This window comes from Caulobacter sp. 602-2, from assembly GCF_011043625.1.
In the GTDB taxonomy this organism is placed as follows: domain Bacteria; phylum Pseudomonadota; class Alphaproteobacteria; order Caulobacterales; family Caulobacteraceae; genus Caulobacter.
The window spans coordinates 138,664-154,298 of sequence record NZ_JAAKGT010000001.1; the positions used below are offsets into that span (position 1 = coordinate 138,664).

Annotated in this window: 16 protein-coding genes and 3 tRNA genes; 15 read left to right on the forward strand and 4 right to left on the reverse strand. The window is 67.0% G+C overall.

From position 1 onward, the window contains the following. Nucleotides 1–122 precede the first annotated feature (122 nt). From lon to G5B46_RS00540, 4 genes are all read left to right on the forward strand, one after another. Nucleotides 123–2,522, forward strand: a complete 2,400-nt coding sequence (gene lon / locus G5B46_RS00525; RefSeq protein WP_165255173.1) for an endopeptidase La — start codon at nt 123–125, stop codon at nt 2,520–2,522. A gap of 146 nt (nt 2,523–2,668) precedes the next feature. Further along, nucleotides 2,669–2,947, forward strand: a complete 279-nt coding sequence (locus tag G5B46_RS00530; protein WP_110117750.1) for an HU family DNA-binding protein — start codon at nt 2,669–2,671, stop codon at nt 2,945–2,947. Between the two features lie 106 nt (nt 2,948–3,053). Next, nucleotides 3,054–3,128 (forward strand) — tRNA-Val (locus G5B46_RS00535). Nucleotides 3,129–3,214: 86 nt separating this feature from the next. Next, nucleotides 3,215–3,583 carry a GFA family protein gene (locus tag G5B46_RS00540; protein WP_165255175.1) on the forward strand — a complete coding sequence of 123 codons (369 nt, stop codon included), beginning with the start codon at nt 3,215–3,217 and terminating at the stop codon, nt 3,581–3,583. Between the two features lie 70 nt (nt 3,584–3,653). On the opposite strand, the gene G5B46_RS00545 is transcribed toward G5B46_RS00540, so the two are convergent. After that, complete coding sequence (locus G5B46_RS00545; RefSeq protein ID WP_165255177.1) at nt 3,654–4,904, reverse strand: glycosyltransferase; 1,251 nt, start codon at nt 4,902–4,904, stop codon at nt 3,654–3,656. A 272-nt stretch (nt 4,905–5,176) separates the two neighbouring features. Between G5B46_RS00545 and G5B46_RS00550 the strand changes: the two genes are divergently transcribed. Further along, complete coding sequence (locus tag G5B46_RS00550; protein WP_346764869.1) at nt 5,177–6,340, forward strand: glycosyltransferase; 1,164 nt, start codon at nt 5,177–5,179, stop codon at nt 6,338–6,340. Between the two features lie 16 nt (nt 6,341–6,356). Here the strand turns inward: G5B46_RS00550 and G5B46_RS00555 are convergent, their stop codons facing one another. From G5B46_RS00555 to G5B46_RS00565, 3 genes are all read right to left on the reverse strand, one after another. Next, entirely contained in the window at nt 6,357–7,370 is a 1,014-nt protein-coding gene (locus G5B46_RS00555) for an LLM class flavin-dependent oxidoreductase (protein ID WP_165255180.1), read from the reverse strand. Nucleotides 7,371–7,511: 141 nt separating this feature from the next. Continuing rightward, nucleotides 7,512–7,588 (reverse strand) — tRNA-Asp (locus G5B46_RS00560). Nucleotides 7,589–7,657: 69 nt separating this feature from the next. Next, nucleotides 7,658–7,734: transfer RNA gene (locus G5B46_RS00565), tRNA-Asp, on the reverse strand. A gap of 200 nt (nt 7,735–7,934) precedes the next feature. Between G5B46_RS00565 and G5B46_RS00570 the strand changes: the two genes are divergently transcribed. Genes G5B46_RS00570 through nuoG form a run of 10 tightly spaced genes read left to right on the forward strand, consistent with a single transcriptional unit; the run spans nt 7,935 to nt 15,632 of the window. Continuing rightward, on the forward strand, nt 7,935–8,312 hold the full coding sequence (locus tag G5B46_RS00570) for an NADH-quinone oxidoreductase subunit A (RefSeq protein WP_165255182.1): 378 nt from the start codon (nt 7,935–7,937) through the stop codon (nt 8,310–8,312). After that, nucleotides 8,282–8,887 (forward strand): NADH-quinone oxidoreductase subunit B, encoded by a 606-nt coding sequence (locus tag G5B46_RS00575; RefSeq protein ID WP_101712996.1) that lies wholly within the window; start codon nt 8,282–8,284, stop codon nt 8,885–8,887. The genes G5B46_RS00570 and G5B46_RS00575 overlap by 31 nt, the downstream gene beginning before the upstream one ends. Then, the gene (locus G5B46_RS00580) at nt 8,884–9,486 is read left to right on the forward strand and encodes an NADH-quinone oxidoreductase subunit C (protein WP_101719851.1); all 603 of its coding nucleotides are present in this window, start codon (nt 8,884–8,886) and stop codon (nt 9,484–9,486) included. Before G5B46_RS00575 ends, G5B46_RS00580 begins: the two co-directional genes overlap by 4 nt. Nucleotides 9,487–9,489: 3 nt before the next feature. Then, nucleotides 9,490–10,740, forward strand: coding sequence for an NADH-quinone oxidoreductase subunit D (locus G5B46_RS00585; protein WP_165255184.1), 1,251 nt, complete (start codon nt 9,490–9,492; stop codon nt 10,738–10,740). Next, nucleotides 10,737–11,069, forward strand: a complete 333-nt coding sequence (locus tag G5B46_RS00590) for a nuclear transport factor 2 family protein (RefSeq protein ID WP_165255185.1) — start codon at nt 10,737–10,739, stop codon at nt 11,067–11,069. The genes G5B46_RS00585 and G5B46_RS00590 overlap by 4 nt, the downstream gene beginning before the upstream one ends. Further along, nucleotides 11,066–11,749: an NADH-quinone oxidoreductase subunit NuoE gene (gene nuoE / locus G5B46_RS00595; RefSeq protein WP_165255187.1), complete on the forward strand. Its 684-nt coding sequence runs from the start codon at nt 11,066–11,068 to the stop codon at nt 11,747–11,749. Before G5B46_RS00590 ends, nuoE begins: the two co-directional genes overlap by 4 nt. Further along, a complete protein-coding gene (locus G5B46_RS00600) occupies nt 11,749–11,985 on the forward strand; it encodes a hypothetical protein (RefSeq protein ID WP_165255189.1) in 237 nt (78 codons plus the stop codon). Before nuoE ends, G5B46_RS00600 begins: the two co-directional genes overlap by 1 nt. Beyond that, nucleotides 11,982–12,242, forward strand: a complete 261-nt coding sequence (locus G5B46_RS00605; protein WP_101719846.1) for a hypothetical protein — start codon at nt 11,982–11,984, stop codon at nt 12,240–12,242. Before G5B46_RS00600 ends, G5B46_RS00605 begins: the two co-directional genes overlap by 4 nt. Before the next feature lie 4 nt (nt 12,243–12,246). Beyond that, on the forward strand, nt 12,247–13,566 hold the full coding sequence (nuoF, locus tag G5B46_RS00610; protein WP_165255190.1) for an NADH-quinone oxidoreductase subunit NuoF: 1,320 nt from the start codon (nt 12,247–12,249) through the stop codon (nt 13,564–13,566). Between the two features lie 5 nt (nt 13,567–13,571). Further along, a complete protein-coding gene (nuoG, locus tag G5B46_RS00615) occupies nt 13,572–15,632 on the forward strand; it encodes an NADH-quinone oxidoreductase subunit NuoG (RefSeq protein WP_165255192.1) in 2,061 nt (686 codons plus the stop codon). Nucleotides 15,633–15,635: the final 3 nt, after the last annotated feature.

The window sequence follows — 15,635 nt, forward strand, 5'->3', positions numbered from 1 at the left end:
CATAAATAACGACCATCCGCCCAGTCCCGGGCGGACGGACTGTACGACTCAGGCGCATCGTCTGAAGTGACGGCAGTCCGCATGGCAAGGCGCGGGTTCTCGCGCCGGCCGGGAGTGAAAATATGTCTGAGATCCGTACGCTTCCTGTGTTGCCCCTGCGGGATATCGTTGTGTTCCCGCACATGGTGGTTCCGCTGTTCGTGGGCCGCGACAAGTCGGTTCGCGCCCTCGAGGAAGTGATGCGCGGCGACAAGCAGATCCTGCTCGTCACCCAGAAGAACAGCGCCGACGATGATCCTGCCCCGACCGACATCTATGATGTCGGCGTGCTGGCCACCGTGCTTCAGCTGCTGAAACTGCCCGACGGCACCGTCAAGGTGCTGGTCGAGGGCAAGGGCCGCGCCGCGGTCGTGCGCTTCACCGACCAGGAGGCCTATTACGAGGCCCAGGTCGGCGAGGTCAGCGAGGACCAGGGCGCCGGCCCCGAGGCCGAGGCGCTGTCGCGCGCGGTCGTCGAGCAGTTCGAGAACTACGTCAAACTCAACAAGAAGGTGCCGCCCGAGGCCCTGGCCGCGATCCCGCAGATCGCCGAGCCGGGCAAGCTGGCCGACAGCATCGCCGCCCACCTGTCGGTGAAGATCGGCGACAAGCAGCACCTGCTGGAAATCTTCGACGTCACCAAGCGCCTGGAGAAGGTCTTCGCCCTGATGGAAGGCGAGATCTCGGTGCTGCAGGTCGAGAAGAAGATCCGCTCGCGCGTGAAGCGCCAGATGGAGAAGACCCAGCGCGAGTACTATCTGAACGAGCAGATGAAGGCGATCCAGCGCGAGCTGGGCGACCCCGACGACTCGCGCGACGAGCTGATCGAGCTCGAGAAGCGCATCAAGAAGACCAAGCTTTCGAAGGAAGCCCGGGCCAAGGCCGAGGGCGAACTGAAGAAGCTGCGCAACATGAGCCCGATGTCGGCCGAGAGCACCGTGGTCCGGAACTATCTGGACTGGCTGCTGTCGATCCCGTGGGGCAAGGCCAAGGGCAAGAAGATCGATCTCGCCGAGAGCGAGGACATCCTCGACGCCGACCACTACGGCCTGGAGAAGGTCAAGGAGCGGATCCTGGAGTACCTGGCCGTGCAGGCCCGGACCAATTCGCTGAAGGGCCCGATCCTGTGCCTCGTCGGCCCTCCGGGCGTCGGCAAGACCTCGCTGGGCAAGTCGATCGCCAAGGCCACGGGGCGTGAGTTCGTGCGCATGAGCCTCGGCGGCGTGCGCGACGAAGCCGAGATCCGCGGTCACCGCCGCACCTACATCGGCTCGATGCCCGGCAAGGTCATCCAGTCGATGAAGAAGGCCAAGACCACGAACGCCTTCGTCCTGCTGGACGAGATCGACAAGATGGGCAGCGACTATCGCGGCGATCCCGCCTCGGCCCTGCTCGAAGTGCTCGATCCGTCGCAGAACTCGACCTTCGGCGACCACTACCTGGAGGTCGACTACGACCTGTCGCAGGTGATGTTCGTCACCACGGCCAACAGCCTGAACATGCCCCAGCCGCTGCTGGACCGCATGGAGATCATCCGCATCCCCGGCTACACCGAGGACGAGAAGCTGGAGATCGCCAAGCGCCACGTCCTGCCCAAGCTGGCCAAGGATCACGGCCTGAAGGACAGCGAGTTCATCGTGCCGGACGCGGCCATCCGCGACCTGATCCGCTACTACACCCGGGAAGCCGGCGTGCGGTCGCTGGAGCGGGAACTGGGCAACCTGGCCCGCAAGACGGTGCGTGACCTGGCCCGCGAGAAGCTGACCAGCATCACGATCGACGACGCGCGCCTGGCCAAGTACGCCGGCGTCAAGAAGTACCGCTACGGCGAGACCGACGAAGTCGACCAGGTCGGCATCGTCACCGGTCTGGCCTGGACGGAGTTCGGCGGCGACATCCTGACCATCGAAGCCGTGAAGATGCCGGGCAAGGGCCGCATGACGGTCACCGGCAACCTCAAGGAGGTGATGAAGGAGTCGATCTCGGCGGCCAACAGCTACGTCCGTTCGCGCGCCACCTCGTTCGGCATCAAGCCGCCGATCTTCGAGAAGACCGACGTCCACGTGCACGTGCCGGACGGCGCTACGCCCAAGGACGGTCCGTCGGCCGGTATCGCCATGGCCCTGGCCATGGTCTCGGTACTGACCGGCATCCCGATCCGCAAGGACATCGCCATGACCGGCGAGATCACCCTGCGCGGCCGGGTCACGGCCATCGGCGGCCTGAAGGAAAAGCTGCTGGCGGCCCTGCGTTCGGGCGTGAAGACCGTGCTGATCCCGCAGGAAAACGAGAAGGATCTCGTCGACGTGCCGGAAAGCGTGAAGTCGGGTCTCGAGATCATTCCGGTCTCGACGGTCGACGAAGTGCTCAAGCACGCCCTGGTTGGACCGCTGACTCCGGTGGAGTGGAGCGAATCGGAGGAGCCCCTTTCGGGCCCCGCCAAGGCCGACGACGCCGGGGACGACGCAGTTCTTACGCACTGACAGTAACTTATTGTTGATAAGTAGGGCGGCGCGGGATCTTTCCGCGCCGCCTTCGTTTGACGGGGCTTGCGAAGCCCGCATACTTCCACGCGAGCGAAGCGGCGTAAGCTGTTGCAGCGCCGCCGCTTATTGGCTGGGAGACAAAAATGACCACGAAAGCCGAACTCGTCACGGCGATCGCCGAAAAGGCGGGCATCAACAAGAACCAGGCGAAGGACGCTCTGGAAGCTTTCATCGACACCGTCACCGCTTCGCTGAAGTCGGGCTCGGACGTGCGTCTGGTGGGCTTCGGCACCTTCAAGGCCGTGACCCGCGCCGCCGGCACCGCGCGCAACCCGCGCACCGGTGAGACCGTCGAGCGTCCGGCCTCGAAGACCGCCCGCTTCCAGGTCGGCGAAGGCCTGAAGACCACCCTGAACGGCTGATCCCGTTTCGGATTCTAAGGGGCGGGACGTTGGATGACGGCCCGCCCTTTTCTATGCGCGCTTCCCATCTCGCCCGACTGCGGCTAGAAGGCGCGACCCTGCGAAAGGGCGGTTAGCTCAGCGGTAGAGCGTCTCGTTTACACCGAGAGGGTCGGGGGTTCGATCCCCTCACCGCCCACCAGGATCTCCAGCGGCGCATGCTGACACCAGGCTGTCAGCGGGCCTTGGGCAGTCTCCCCGGCGTTCGACGCCACAAGGGAGATCGTCATGTCCGTCAAGGGAAGCTGCCACTGCGGCGCCATCCAGTTCGAGGTCGAGACCGGACCGACCGAACTGACCGACTGCAACTGCTCGTTCTGCGCCAAGCGCGGCAATCTGGTCGCCTACTACCAACCTTCCAGCTTCAAGCTGCTGACCGCCCGCGACCGGGTCTCGACCTATCAGTGGGGCGCGTACATGGGCTCGCACCATCACTGCAGCATCTGCGGCTGCGGAACCCACGGCGAATTCCCCGACTTCAGCAGCGGCGAGGCCGACTACGACCATCCGCGCATCAGCATCAACGTGCGGCTGCTGGAGAATTTCGACCTTTCGCCGCTGCCGGTGGTGTACCTGAACGGGCGGGATGACTGGTAGGGGGGCATTCAAGATCTGTCATCCCGGCCGTCCGCTTCGCTGCGGCCGGGATGACAATGAAAGTAGCGTTCTAGACTAGCGCCTCCAGCGCCCGGGCCGCGCTGCGGCCCTCGGCGTCGCGGGCGATCCTGGCGCCCAGCGTTCTGGCCGCCTGGCCATAGCTCGGATCGTCCAGAAGCTGGCCCAGCGCATGGGCGATCTTCTCCGGCGAGGCGTCTGGCGAGAGCGTGATGGCCGCGCCGCGGTGGGCGGCGCGTATGGCGTTGTCGTTCTGGTCGCGGCCCATCGGCAGGCACAGCAGCGGAACGCCGGCCATCAGCGGGCGCAGGGTCGAGCCGTGTCCGGCGTGGGTGATGAAGGCGGCGGCCTGGCCCAGCACCGCGCCATGGGGCGCGCTGCGTACGACCTTTACATGCGGCGGGGCCTCGAACTCGGCGGGATCCAGCGTCGGCCCGGTCGTGACCAGGGCGCGGACGGGCAGGCCGGAAAGGGCGGCGATCACGTTGCGCAGCGTCTGCTCCTGCGCCTGGTAGAGGCTGGAGAACGACACCACCACCAGCGGCGCATCGCCGTCCGGCAGCGGGGCGGGGCGGGCCCAGGCCGGATCGGCGAGATAGGGGCCGACATGGGCGAACGGGGCGGGCAGGGGATCGGGGGCGAAGTCGAAGGCGGCGCTGGTGGCCAGCAGGATCGCGTCCGCCGCGTCGAACTGCGCGAACAGGTCGTCCAGGGGCGCAAGACCGTGCTCGGCGCGGGCGGCGTTCAGCGCGGGCAGGCCCGACTGGAAGAGACCGCGCGCCATCTGGGCGACCATGGCGTGCATGGACCGTTCCTGGTCGTCGGCCGCCGGGGCCATGCCGGCGCCGAACGGCGGGGCGCCGGCCAGGTTGGGCAGCGACCAGATGTTGGCCGACAGCAGGGCGAGCCTGGTCCCACGCGCCTGGGCCGCGACCATCACGCCCAGCAAGAGTTCCTGGGTGACGATCACGTCGGCGGGGAAGTCGTCCAGCGCGCCCAGCACATCGTGGGCGTAGGCGGCGGACGGGCCGGTCATCACCCGATCCAGCAGGCGTTCGATCACGGCCATCGGATTGTCGGCTTCGAAGTCGCGCAGGCGATCGTCGTCGCGGGTCTTGCCGGTCTGGAACGGCGCGCTCGTCCAGGCGCGGAACGGAACGCCGAGGGCCTGGGCGTCCGCGGCGTTGGCCGGATCGCTGATCGCCAGCACTTCGTGGCCGCGGGCGATCATGTCGGCGGCGACCAGCAGCAGCGGCTGCACGTGGCCGCCGCCTTCCCAGGTGGTGAACAGAAAACGCGCCATGTCGGATACCCCCGTTTGGCCCCTCGTACGACGGCCCGGGCGTTCAATCCAGGCGAACCGAAATATGGTTTTTGCGCCGATGCGCGACGCGACGTAGGGTGGCGTCGGGTCGCTGGACAACGGCCCAGCTTCGGAGGAACCTCCCGGCGCTCGAGCACCTTATCGCTTGGCGGCCGCGCAAGATGGCTCCTTCTGCAGTAGCGAGGTACGGCGTGATCGATTTGCTGCCCTCTTCCCCGCCGAGCCCGGACGCCGGCGCGCCGCAGGACCAGATCAGATCAGCTTCCGGCCGGCCGGCCCGTCTCATCGACACGACGATGCTCTATGCGCCCCGTAGCGGCGGGGTGCGCCGCTACCTCAACGCCAAGCGCTCCTGGCTGGCCGAGAATCGGCCCGGCGTGCGCCACACGCTGGTGGTGCCGGGGCCGCGCGACGCCCATGACGGCCACGGCCGGGTGTCGATCTACGCCGCGCCGCTGCCGTTCGGCGACGGCTATCGCTGGCCGATCGGCAAGACCAGCTGGATGGAGCGCCTGATCCGCCAGCGGCCCGACGTCATCGAGGCCGGCGATCCCTACACGCCGGGCCTGGCGGCGCTGAAGGCCGGGGCCGCCCTGGGCGTGCCGGTCGTCGGATTCTGCCACACCGACCTGGGCGCCCTGGCCGCGCTGCACATCGGCGAATGGGCGGAAAAGCCGGTCCAGAAGCGCTGGGCGGCGATCTATCGCCAGTTCGACCAGGCCGTGGCCCCCAGCCATTTCATCGCTGGCCGGCTGATCGAAGCGGGGGTCCGCGACGCCATCGGCCTGCCGTTGGGCGTGGATGTCGACACCTTTCATCCGATGCGGGGCGACCGCGCGGCCTTGCGCCAGCGCCTGGGCCTGACCGACCGCCACCGGATCCTCGTCTTCGCTGGCCGCCCGGCGCGGGAAAAGAAGCTGGACGTGCTGGTCGACGCGGTCGAGCGGCTGGGCGAGCCCTATGTGCTGCTGCTGATCGGGGCCGGCGCGGGCGCGCGGGCCAGCGATCGCGTGATCTGCATGGATTACCAGCGCGACCCGGAGGCCCTGGCCGCCGTGCTGGCCGGCTGCGACGCCTTCGTCCACGCCAATGACAACGAGCCGTTCGGGCTGATCGTGCTGGAGGCCCTGGCCTGCGGCCTGCCCGTGGTCGGCGTCGCCGCCGGCGGGGTCGCCGAAAGCGTCGACGAGCAGGTCGGGGTGCTGGCCCAGGCTTCGGAAGGCGGCGTGTTCGCCGAGGCGGTCGAGGCGCTGTTCGCCCGCGACATGGCGGCCCTGAGCCGCGCCGCGCGCCTGCGGGCCGAAACCCGCCACGGCTGGACGCCGGTGTTCGAGCGGTTGACCGAAATCTATGGCCGGCTCAGCGGCGCGCGGGCCTTCCTGGGCGAAGCGGCCGCGGCGGCCGCTTCGCACTGATAGAAGAAGACAGGCCTCAGGCGGCCTTGCGCAGATCTTCGCGCAGGGACGCCAGGATCTCGTAGCTGCGCAGGCGCGCGGCGTGGTCGTGGATCTGCGAGGCGGCCATCACCTCGTCGGCGCCGGTGGCCTCGATCACCGCCCGCAGCTTGGCCGACACGGTCTGGGGCGAGCCGATCGCCGAGTAGCGGAAGGTGTTGTTGACGCCGGCCAGTTCGGCGGGCGAGGCGATGGCGCTGATGTCGTCGACCGGCGGCGGCAGCAGGCCCGGATTGCCCCGGCGCAGCGCCAGGAACTGCTGCTGGGTCGAGGTGTGCAGGCGCTGGGCCTCCTCGTCGGTGTCGGCCGCGCAGACCCCGATGCAGATCATGAAGTAGGGCTTGTCGAGCTGGGCCGACGGGCGGAAGCCGCGGCGATAGACCTCGACGGCCTGCATCAGCTGCTCGGGCGCGAAGTGGGCGGCGAACGCGTAGGGCAGGCCCAGCGCCGCGGCCAGCTGCGCGCCGTAGGTGCTGGAGCCCAGCAGCCACAGCGGCACGTCCTGGCCTTCGCCGGGAATCGCGCGCACGGCCTGGTCTTCCGTGGCCGGCTTGAACCAGTGCTGCAGCTCGACGACGTCCTCGGCGAAGCGGTCGACCGAACCCGCATAGCGACGCAAGGCGCGGATCGTGGCCTGGTCGGTGCCCGGCGCGCGGCCCAGACCCAGGTCGATTCTGCCCGGATGCAGGGCTGCGAGCGTGCCGAAAGCCTCGGCGATCATCAGCGGCGCATGGTTGGGAAGCATGATCCCGCCCGATCCGACCCGGATTTCTTTGGTTCCGGCGGCGACGTGACCAATAACCACGGTTGTGGCGGCGCTGGCGATACCGGGCATGTTGTGGTGCTCGGCCAGCCAATATCTGTGGAAACCTAGCGACTCGGCATGTCGCGCGAGGTCCAAAGTATTGGCGAGCGCTTTACTGACCGTTGTTCCTTGAGGAACCGGCGACAGGTCGAGGACGGAAAAAGGGAGATCGGCGGACTGGGTCATGCCCGCTACATCGGGATGCGACCGGTCGGTAACAACCGCCTGGCGACACAATTTGTCGCAGTCGTGCCGGCGGACGCGCGCGCAAACGGCAGCGCTCGACGCTTAAACGGGCAACTTGAAAAAGTGGGGGGGAGGGGAAAGTGGCGCGAATGACGGGGCTCGAACCCGCGACCTCCGGCGTGACAGGCCGGCGCTCTAACCAACTGAGCTACATCCGCGTCGCGTAGGGCCGCAAAACCCTACGAAGCGCTCGCTTTTACCTCGGATCGCTGCCTTCCAGAAGAAGGTGGCGCGAATGACGGGGCTCGAACCCGCGACCTCCGGCGTGACAGGCCGGCGCTCTAACCAACTGAGCTACATCCGCATTTGCTGTCCGCCGAGGCGGAAGTGCGACCCGCCGTGCGGCGAGGGGCGTCTGATATGTCGGGCCGAGACTCGTGTCAACGGCCATGTCGCAGAACCTGTGGATGGCTTGCAGTTGCGATCGTTTCTCAATGTGCCCCAGGCGTTTGAAGCGTGGGAAATGCTGGGCTACAACGCGGCCGATTCAAGCCAAGGGCTGTCATGACCGCCTTCCTTCTCCAGTACCTGCCGATCGTGATCTTCATCGGGATCGCGGCTGTTATCGGCATCGTCTTCATGTTGGCCGCCGCCGTGCTCGCGCCCAAGGCGCCGGACCCGGAAAAGCTGTCCGCTTACGAATGCGGCTTCAACGCCTTCGACGATGCGCGCATGAAGTTCGACGTCCGGTTCTACCTGGTGTCGATCCTCTTCATCATCTTCGACCTCGAAGTGGCGTTCCTGTTCCCGTGGGCCGTCACTCTTATGAAGTTGCCTGCCGACGTCGCCGCTTACGCCTTCTGGTCCATGCTGGCCTTCCTGGGCGTTCTGACCGTCGGCTTTATCTACGAATGGAAGAAGGGCGCCCTCGAATGGGAGTGATCGTTCCCGCCAACAGCTCGCCCGTCGTTCCGGCCGGCGCCGCTGGCCGCTCGACCGTGCAGGGCTATGACCCCAAGCTGCACGACGCCTTCTTCGACGGCGTCTCCCAGCAGCTGGCCGACAAGGGCTTCATCACGGCCGCCGCCGACGACCTCATCACCTGGGCCCGCACCGGCTCGCTGATGTGGATGACGTTCGGCCTGGCCTGCTGCGCCGTCGAGATGATGCACTCGGCCATGCCGCGCTACGACCTGGAGCGCTACGGCTTCGCCCCGCGCGCCAGCCCGCGTCAGTCGGACGTGATGATCGTCGCCGGCACGCTGACCAACAAGATGGCTCCGGCTCTGCGCAAGGTCTACGACCAGATGCCCGAGCCCCGCTACGTCATCTCGATGGGCAGCTGCGCCAACGGCGGCGGCTACTATTACTATAGCTACAGCGTCGTGCGCGGCTGCGACCGCGTCGTGCCGATCGACATCTACGTGCCGGGCTGCCCGCCGACGGCCGAAGCGCTCGTCTACGGCGTGCTGCAGCTCCAGAAGAAGATCCGTCGCACGGGGACCATCGAGCGATGAGCCAAGACCTCGAAGCCCTCGGCCAGGCGATCGTCGCCAATTCGGCCGGCGCGATCTCGTCGTATCACGTGGCGTTCGGCGAGCTGAACGTGCTGGGTTCGACCAATCGCGTGGTCGAGCTGCTGACCTATCTGCGCGACCACCCCGACTACCGCTTCCACCAGCTGGTGGACCTGACGGCGGTCGACTACCCCGAGCGCGCCGCGCGCTTCGACGTGGTCTACCACCTGCTGTCGATGGTGAAGAACGTCCGCATCCGCGTGAAGGTGCAGACCGACGAAGACACCCCGGTTCCGAGCGCCACGCCCGTGTTCCCGGTCGCCGACTGGTTCGAGCGCGAAGTGTTCGACATGTACGGCGTGTTCTTCGAGGGCCACCCCGACCTGCGCCGCATCCTGACGGACTACGGTTTCCACGGCCACCCGCTGCGGAAAGACTTCCCGATGACCGGCTATGTCGAGGTCCGCTACGACGACGAGCTCAAGCGCGTCGTCTACGAACCCGTGAAGATCACCGAGTACCGCGCATTCGACTTCCTCTCTCCGTGGGAGGGCGCCAAGTACGCCCTGCCGGGCGACGAGAAGGCGGAGAAGGCTTAAGTCATGACTGGCACGAACGCTCCCGCCGCGGCGACCGACTTCTTCCGCGATGAACCGACGGTTCCGGCGATCCCGGAAACCCCGGTCCGCAAGTTCAACATCAACTTCGGCCCCCAGCACCCGGCCGCGCACGGCGTGCTGCGTCTGGTGCTGGAGCTCGACGGTGAAATCGTCGAACGCGTCGATCCGCACATCGGCCTGCTGCACCGCGGCACCGAGAAGCTGATGGAAGCGCGCACCTACCTGCAGAACATCCCGTACTTCGACCGCCTCGACTACGTGGCGCCGATGAACCAGGAACATGCGTTCTGCCTGGCGATCGAGAAGCTGCTTGGCGTGGAAGTGCCCAAGCGCGGCCAGATCGTCCGCGTGCTGTTCTGCGAGATCGGCCGCATCCTGAACCACCTGCTGAACGTGACGACCCAGGCCATGGACGTCGGCGCCCTGACGCCGCCGCTCTGGGGCTTCGAAGAGCGCGAAAAGCTGATGATCTTCTACGAGCGCGCCTGCGGCGCTCGTCTGCACGCCAACTACTTCCGTCCGGGCGGCGTCCACCAGGACCTGACCCCGAGCCTGATCGACGACATCGAGAGCTGGGCGAAAGCCTTCCCGAAGGTGTGCGACGACATCGAGGGCCTGATCACCGACAACCGCATCTTCAAGCAGCGCAACGTCGACATCGGCGTCGTCAGCAAGGAAGACGCCTGGGCCTGGGGCTTCTCGGGCGTGATGGTGCGCGGTTCGGGCATCGCCTGGGACCTGCGCCGCAACCAGCCGTACGAGAACTACAACGAGTTCGAGTTCGACATCCCGCTGGGCAAGAACGGCGACTGCTACGATCGCTATCTCTGCCGCATGCAGGAAATGCGCGAGAGCACCAAGATCATCCTGCAGGCCGTGGCCATGCTGCGCGCCACGCCGGGCCCGGTGCTGAGCGAGGACAACAAGGTCAGCCCGCCCCGTCGCGCGGAGATGAAGCGCTCGATGGAAGCCCTGATCCACCACTTCAAGCTCTACACCGAGGGCTTCAAGACGCCGGAAGGCGAGGTCTACGCGGCCGTCGAAGCCCCCAAGGGCGAGTTCGGCGTCTACGTCGTCAGCAACGGCACCAACAAGCCGTACCGCTGCAAGATCAAGGCTCCGGGCTTCTCGCACCTGGCCGCCATGGACTGGATGAACCGCGGCCACCAGCTGGCCGACGTTTCGGCCATCCTGGGCTCGCTCGACATCGTGTTCGGCGAGGTCGACCGATGAGCCTCGAGACCATCGCCCAGGCCCAGCTCGACGCCTACAACGCCCAGGACCTGGACGCCCACTGCGCCCACTTTTCGGACGACGTGGTCGTTGCCGGCCTGAACGGCGAAGTGGCGCGCACGGGCATCGAGGCCTATCGCGCCTTCTACGCCAAGACCTTCGCCGAGTTCCCCAAGAACAACGCCAAGCTGCTGAACCGCATCGTGGTCGGCTCGAACGTGATCGATCACGAGCACGTCGACCGCGGCAACGGCGACGAACCCTTCCAGGTCGCCGCCATCTACACCTTCAAGGGCGACAAGATCGTCCGCGTGGATTTCGCCCGATGAGCGTCCGTCGTCTCGCCAAGGAACAGCCCGAGAGCTTCGCTTTCTCGAAGGAAAGCCAGGCCAAGGCCGACTGGTGGAAAGCCAAGTACCCCGCCGCCCGCAAGCAGTCGGCGGTGATCCCGATGCTGTGGCTGGCCCAGAAGCAGGAAGGCTGGGTGCAGGAGCCCGCGATCCAGGAGATCGCGCGCCAGCTCGAGATGCCGGTCATCCGCGTTCTGGAAGTGGCCACCTTCTACGTGATGTTCCAGCTGGCCCCGGTGGGTAAGACCGCCTTCGTCCAGCTGTGCGGCACCACGCCCTGCCAGCTGCGCGGCGCGCTCGACCTGCGCTCGGTGCTGGAAAAGAAGATCGGCCCGGCCCACTCGGTGTCGGCCGACGGCAAGTTCAGCTGGGAAGAGGTCGAGTGCCTCGGCGCCTGCTGCAACGCCCCGATGGCGGCGATCAACGACTACTACTACGAAGACCTGACGCCGGAGAGCCTGGCCCAGATCCTCGACGACTTCGCCGCGGGCAAGGCCCCGCAGCCGGGCAGCTATGAGGGCCGCAAGGCCTCGGAGCCGAAGGACAAGATCCAGACCCTGACCGATCCGAAGCTGTACGACGGCTCGGCGGCCAAGAAGATCAAGATCCCGAACCTGCCCGAGAAGCCGAAGAAGACCAAGGCGGAGCCCGCCGCCTGATGACCGACGTGGCCGTCCAACAGAAGAAGCGCTTCACGACGATGATCGCCATCGACGTCGTGTGCTTCCTGCTGGCCGGCGCGGCGATCGTCGGCCACGTGGCCATGGGCGTGGGCTGGCTGCTGCCGGTCTTCGTCCTGGCCATCGTCGCGGGCCTGGGCGCCCAGATCTGGTTCGTGGTCGGGTGGCTGAAGGCCACCAAGCCGCAGGATCCGCAAGCGGGGAGGGCGCCATGAGCGACGACCTCGCCGACAAGCGTCGGGCCTACGTCGCCACGATCCGGAGCCTGTACCGCAAGGAACGGGCCTTCGGGTTCCTGGCCAGCTTGGCCGGGGTGCTGCTGCTGATCTGGGGCCGGGAGGTCCCCGGCGCGCCAGCCTGGGCTACGCCCACAGGTCTTTTGGTGATCGGCGCCGGTTGGCTGCTTTTCGCCTATGTCATCGTCCGGCGGACGCGCTATGTCCGCACCCATCCATTCGATCCGCAAAGCTAGAGTCATGGTCGGTATCCTCGAAGACAAGGATCGCATCTTCACCAACCTTTACGGGCTCCAGGACTGGGGTCTGGAAGGTGCGAAGGCGCGCGGTTGCTGGAACGGCACCAAGGATATTCTGGACGCCGGGCGCGACTGGATCATCGAGAACATGAAGAACTCCGGTCTGCGAGGCCGTGGGGGCGCTGGTTTCTCGACCGGTCTGAAGTGGTCCTTCATGCCCAAGGAAGTGAAGGAAGGTCGTCCGCACTATCTCGTCGTCAACGCCGACGAGTCCGAGCCGGGCACCTGCAAGGACCGGGAGATCATGCGGCATGACCCGCACCTCCTGATCGAGGGCTGCCTGATCGCCTCGCGCGCCATGCTGGCCCACGCCTGCTACATCTACATTCGCGGCGAGTACGTCTTCGAGCGCGAACGCCTGGAAGCGGCGATCAAGCAGGCCTACGAGGCCAAGCTGGTCGGCAAGGACAACATCCACGGCTGGGACTTCGACATCTACGTCCACCACGGCGCCGGCGCCTACATCTGCGGCGAAGAGACGGCCCTGCTGGAAAGCCTGGAAGGCAAGAAGGGCCAGCCGCGCCTGAAGCCGCCGTTCCCGGCCGGCGCCGGCCTCTACGGCATGCCGACCACGGTCAACAACGTCGAGAGCATCGCGGTCGCCGGCACCATCCTGCGCCGCGGCGCCTCGTGGTTCGCGGGCTTTGGCCGTCCCAACAACGCCGGCACCAAGCTGTTCTGCGTCTCGGGCCACGTGAACCTGCCCTGCAACGTCGAAGAAGCCATGAGCATCCCCTTCCGTCAGCTGATGGAAGACCACTGCGGCGGCATCCGCGGCGGCTGGGGCAACCTCAAGGCCGTGATCCCGGGCGGCTCGTCGGTTCCGATGATCCCGGCCGAGCAGTGCGAAGACCTGCCGATGGACTTCGACGCCCTGCGCAACCTGCGCTCGGGCCTGGGCACCGCCGCCGTCATCGTCATGGACAAGTCCACCGACCTGGTCCGCGCCATCGCCCGCCTGTCGTACTTCTACAAGCACGAGAGCTGCGGCCAGTGCACGCCGTGCCGCGAAGGCACCGGCTGGATGTGGCGCGTCATGGAACGCATGGCCACCGGCGAAGCCGATCCGAAGGAAATCGACACCCTTCTGGACGTCACGACCCAAGTCGAGGGTCACACCATCTGCGCCCTGGGCGACGCGGCCGCCTGGCCGATCCAGGGCCTGTTCCGCCACTTCCGCCACGAGGTGGAGGAGCGGATCGCTTCCTATCGTAGCGGTCGCCTGCACGTGCAGGGCGCCAAGCTGATCGCGGCGGAGTAACGAGAATGGCAATCGCCAAGGTCAACGGCGTCGAGGTCGAGTTCGAACCCGGCATGACGGTTCTGCAGGTCGCGGAACTGGCTGGGGAAGAGATCCCGCGCTTCTGCTATCACGAGCGTCTGAGCATCGCCGGCAACTGCCGCATGTGCCTGGTCGAGGTTAAGCCCGGTCCGCCGAAGCCGCAGGCTTCGTGCGCCCTGCCGGCCGCCGAGGGCCAGGAGATCTTCACCAACACCCCGATGGTCAAGAAGGCCCGCGAAGGTGTGATGGAGTTCCTGCTCATCAACCACCCGCTGGACTGCCCGATCTGCGACCAGGGCGGCGAGTGCGACCTGCAGGACCAGGCCGTCGGCTACGGCCGCGACGACAGCCGCTACGACGAGAACAAGCGCGCGGTCGAAGAGAAGGCCATGGGCCCTCTCATCAAGACCGTGATGACGCGCTGCATCCAGTGCACCCGCTGCGTCCGCTTCATCACCGAAGTCGCCGGCTCGCCGGAGATCGGCCTGATTTCGCGCGGTGAAGACGTCGAGATCACGACCTACCTCGGCGCCGCGGTGACCTCGGAACTGTCGGCCAACGTCATCGACCTGTGCCCGGTCGGCGCGCTGACCTCCAAGCCGTACGCCTTCGAAGCCCGTCCGTGGGAACTGAAGAAGACCGAAAGCATCGACGTGATGGACGCGCTGGGCTCGTCGATCCGCGTCGACGGCCGCGCCAACGCCGTGCTGCGCGTGCTGCCGCGCATCAACGAGGACGTCAACGAAGAGTGGATCTCCGACAAGACCCGCTACGCCGTCGACGGCCTGCAGCGCCAGCGCCTGGACCGTCCGTACGTCCGCGTCGACGGCAAGCTGAAGCCGGCCACTTGGTCGGAGGCTTTCGCCGCCGTCTCGGCCAAGATCAAGGCGACCGCGCCTGAGCGTATCGGCGTCATCGCCGGCGACCTGCAGGACGCCGAAAGCCTGAAGGCGACCAAGGACCTCTTCACCGCCCTGGGCGTGAAGAACCTGGACGCCCGCCAGGACGGCGCCGCCCTGGGCGCCGGCCCGCGCGAAAGCTGGCTGTTCAACTCGACCATCGCCGGCATCGAAGACGCCGACGTCGTCCTGTTCGTCGGCTCCAACCCGCGCCTCGAGGCTCCGGTCCTCAACGCCCGCTTCCGCAAGCAGTGGCTGGCCGGCAAGACCCGCTTCGGCGTCATCGGCGAGCAGGTCGACCTGACCTTCGGCTACGACTACCTCGGCGCCGGCGCCAAGACGCTGTCGGGCCTGGCCAAGGCCAAGAACGACTTCGTGGCCGCCTTCAAGGCCGCCGAGCGTCCCGCGATCATCATCGGCCAGGGCGCCATCGCCCGCGCCGACGGCGCGGCGATCCTCAAGGCCGCCGCGGGCCTCGCCAAGACCTTCAAGGTCGTGCGCGAAGGCTGGAACGGCTGGAACGTGCTGCACACCGCCGCCGCCCGCGTGGCCGGCCTCGACCTGGGCTTCGTCCCGGCCGAGGGCGGCCTGGCCGCCGGCGACATGCTGAAGCCGGGCGCGCTGGACGTGCTGTTCCTGCTGGGCGCCGACGAGTGCGAAAGCGCCGCTTCGGACGCCTTCAAGATCTACCTCGGCACCCACGGCGACGCCGGCGCCCACAAGGCGGACGTCATCCTGCCGGGCGCGGCCTACACCGAGAAGAACGGCCTGTACGTCAACACCGAAGGCCGCGTCCAAATGGGCAAGCGCGCCGTGTTCCCGAAGGGCGAGGCCAAGGAAGACTGGTCGATCCTGCGGGCGCTGTCGGAAACCCTGGGCCAAAAGCTGCCGTACGACAGCCTGGACCAGCTGCGCGCCAAGCTGTTTGCCGATCACCCGACCTTCGGCCAGATCGACTTCGCCCCGGGCTCGGTTGCCACCGTGTTCGACCTCGCCGCCGTCGGCGGGGAAGGGGAGGTCTCCGACGCTCCGTTCGAGAGCCCGGTGAAGGCCTTCCACCTGACCAATCCCATCGCGCGCGCCAGCGTGACCATGGCCGAGTGCGCGGCCAACGTCTCGGCCGCCTCCAAGATCGCCGCGGAGTAAGCC

Bases quoted from the DNA above. Each gene is read 5' to 3' on its own strand.
- lon (WP_165255173.1), top strand. From the start codon at position 123: ATGTCTGAGATCCGTACGCTTCCTGTGTTGCCCCTGCGGGATATCGTT.
- G5B46_RS00605 (WP_101719846.1), top strand. From the start codon at position 11,982: ATGAGCGACGACCTCGCCGACAAGCGTCGGGCCTACGTCGCCACGATC.
- G5B46_RS00590 (WP_165255185.1), top strand. From the start codon at position 10,737: ATGAGCCTCGAGACCATCGCCCAGGCCCAGCTCGACGCCTACAACGCC.
- nuoE (WP_165255187.1), top strand. From the start codon at position 11,066: ATGAGCGTCCGTCGTCTCGCCAAGGAACAGCCCGAGAGCTTCGCTTTC.
- G5B46_RS00600 (WP_165255189.1), top strand. From the start codon at position 11,749: ATGACCGACGTGGCCGTCCAACAGAAGAAGCGCTTCACGACGATGATC.
- G5B46_RS00540 (WP_165255175.1), top strand. From the start codon at position 3,215: ATGTCCGTCAAGGGAAGCTGCCACTGCGGCGCCATCCAGTTCGAGGTC.
- G5B46_RS00575 (WP_101712996.1), top strand. From the start codon at position 8,282: ATGGAAGAAGGGCGCCCTCGAATGGGAGTGATCGTTCCCGCCAACAGC.
- G5B46_RS00530 (WP_110117750.1), top strand. From the start codon at position 2,669: ATGACCACGAAAGCCGAACTCGTCACGGCGATCGCCGAAAAGGCGGGC.
- G5B46_RS00580 (WP_101719851.1), top strand. From the start codon at position 8,884: ATGAGCCAAGACCTCGAAGCCCTCGGCCAGGCGATCGTCGCCAATTCG.
- G5B46_RS00545 (WP_165255177.1), bottom strand. From the start codon at position 4,904: ATGGCGCGTTTTCTGTTCACCACCTGGGAAGGCGGCGGCCACGTGCAG.
- nuoG (WP_165255192.1), top strand. From the start codon at position 13,572: ATGGCAATCGCCAAGGTCAACGGCGTCGAGGTCGAGTTCGAACCCGGC.
- G5B46_RS00555 (WP_165255180.1), bottom strand. From the start codon at position 7,370: ATGACCCAGTCCGCCGATCTCCCTTTTTCCGTCCTCGACCTGTCGCCG.
- nuoF (WP_165255190.1), top strand. From the start codon at position 12,247: ATGGTCGGTATCCTCGAAGACAAGGATCGCATCTTCACCAACCTTTAC.
- G5B46_RS00585 (WP_165255184.1), top strand. From the start codon at position 9,490: ATGACTGGCACGAACGCTCCCGCCGCGGCGACCGACTTCTTCCGCGAT.
- G5B46_RS00570 (WP_165255182.1), top strand. From the start codon at position 7,935: ATGACCGCCTTCCTTCTCCAGTACCTGCCGATCGTGATCTTCATCGGG.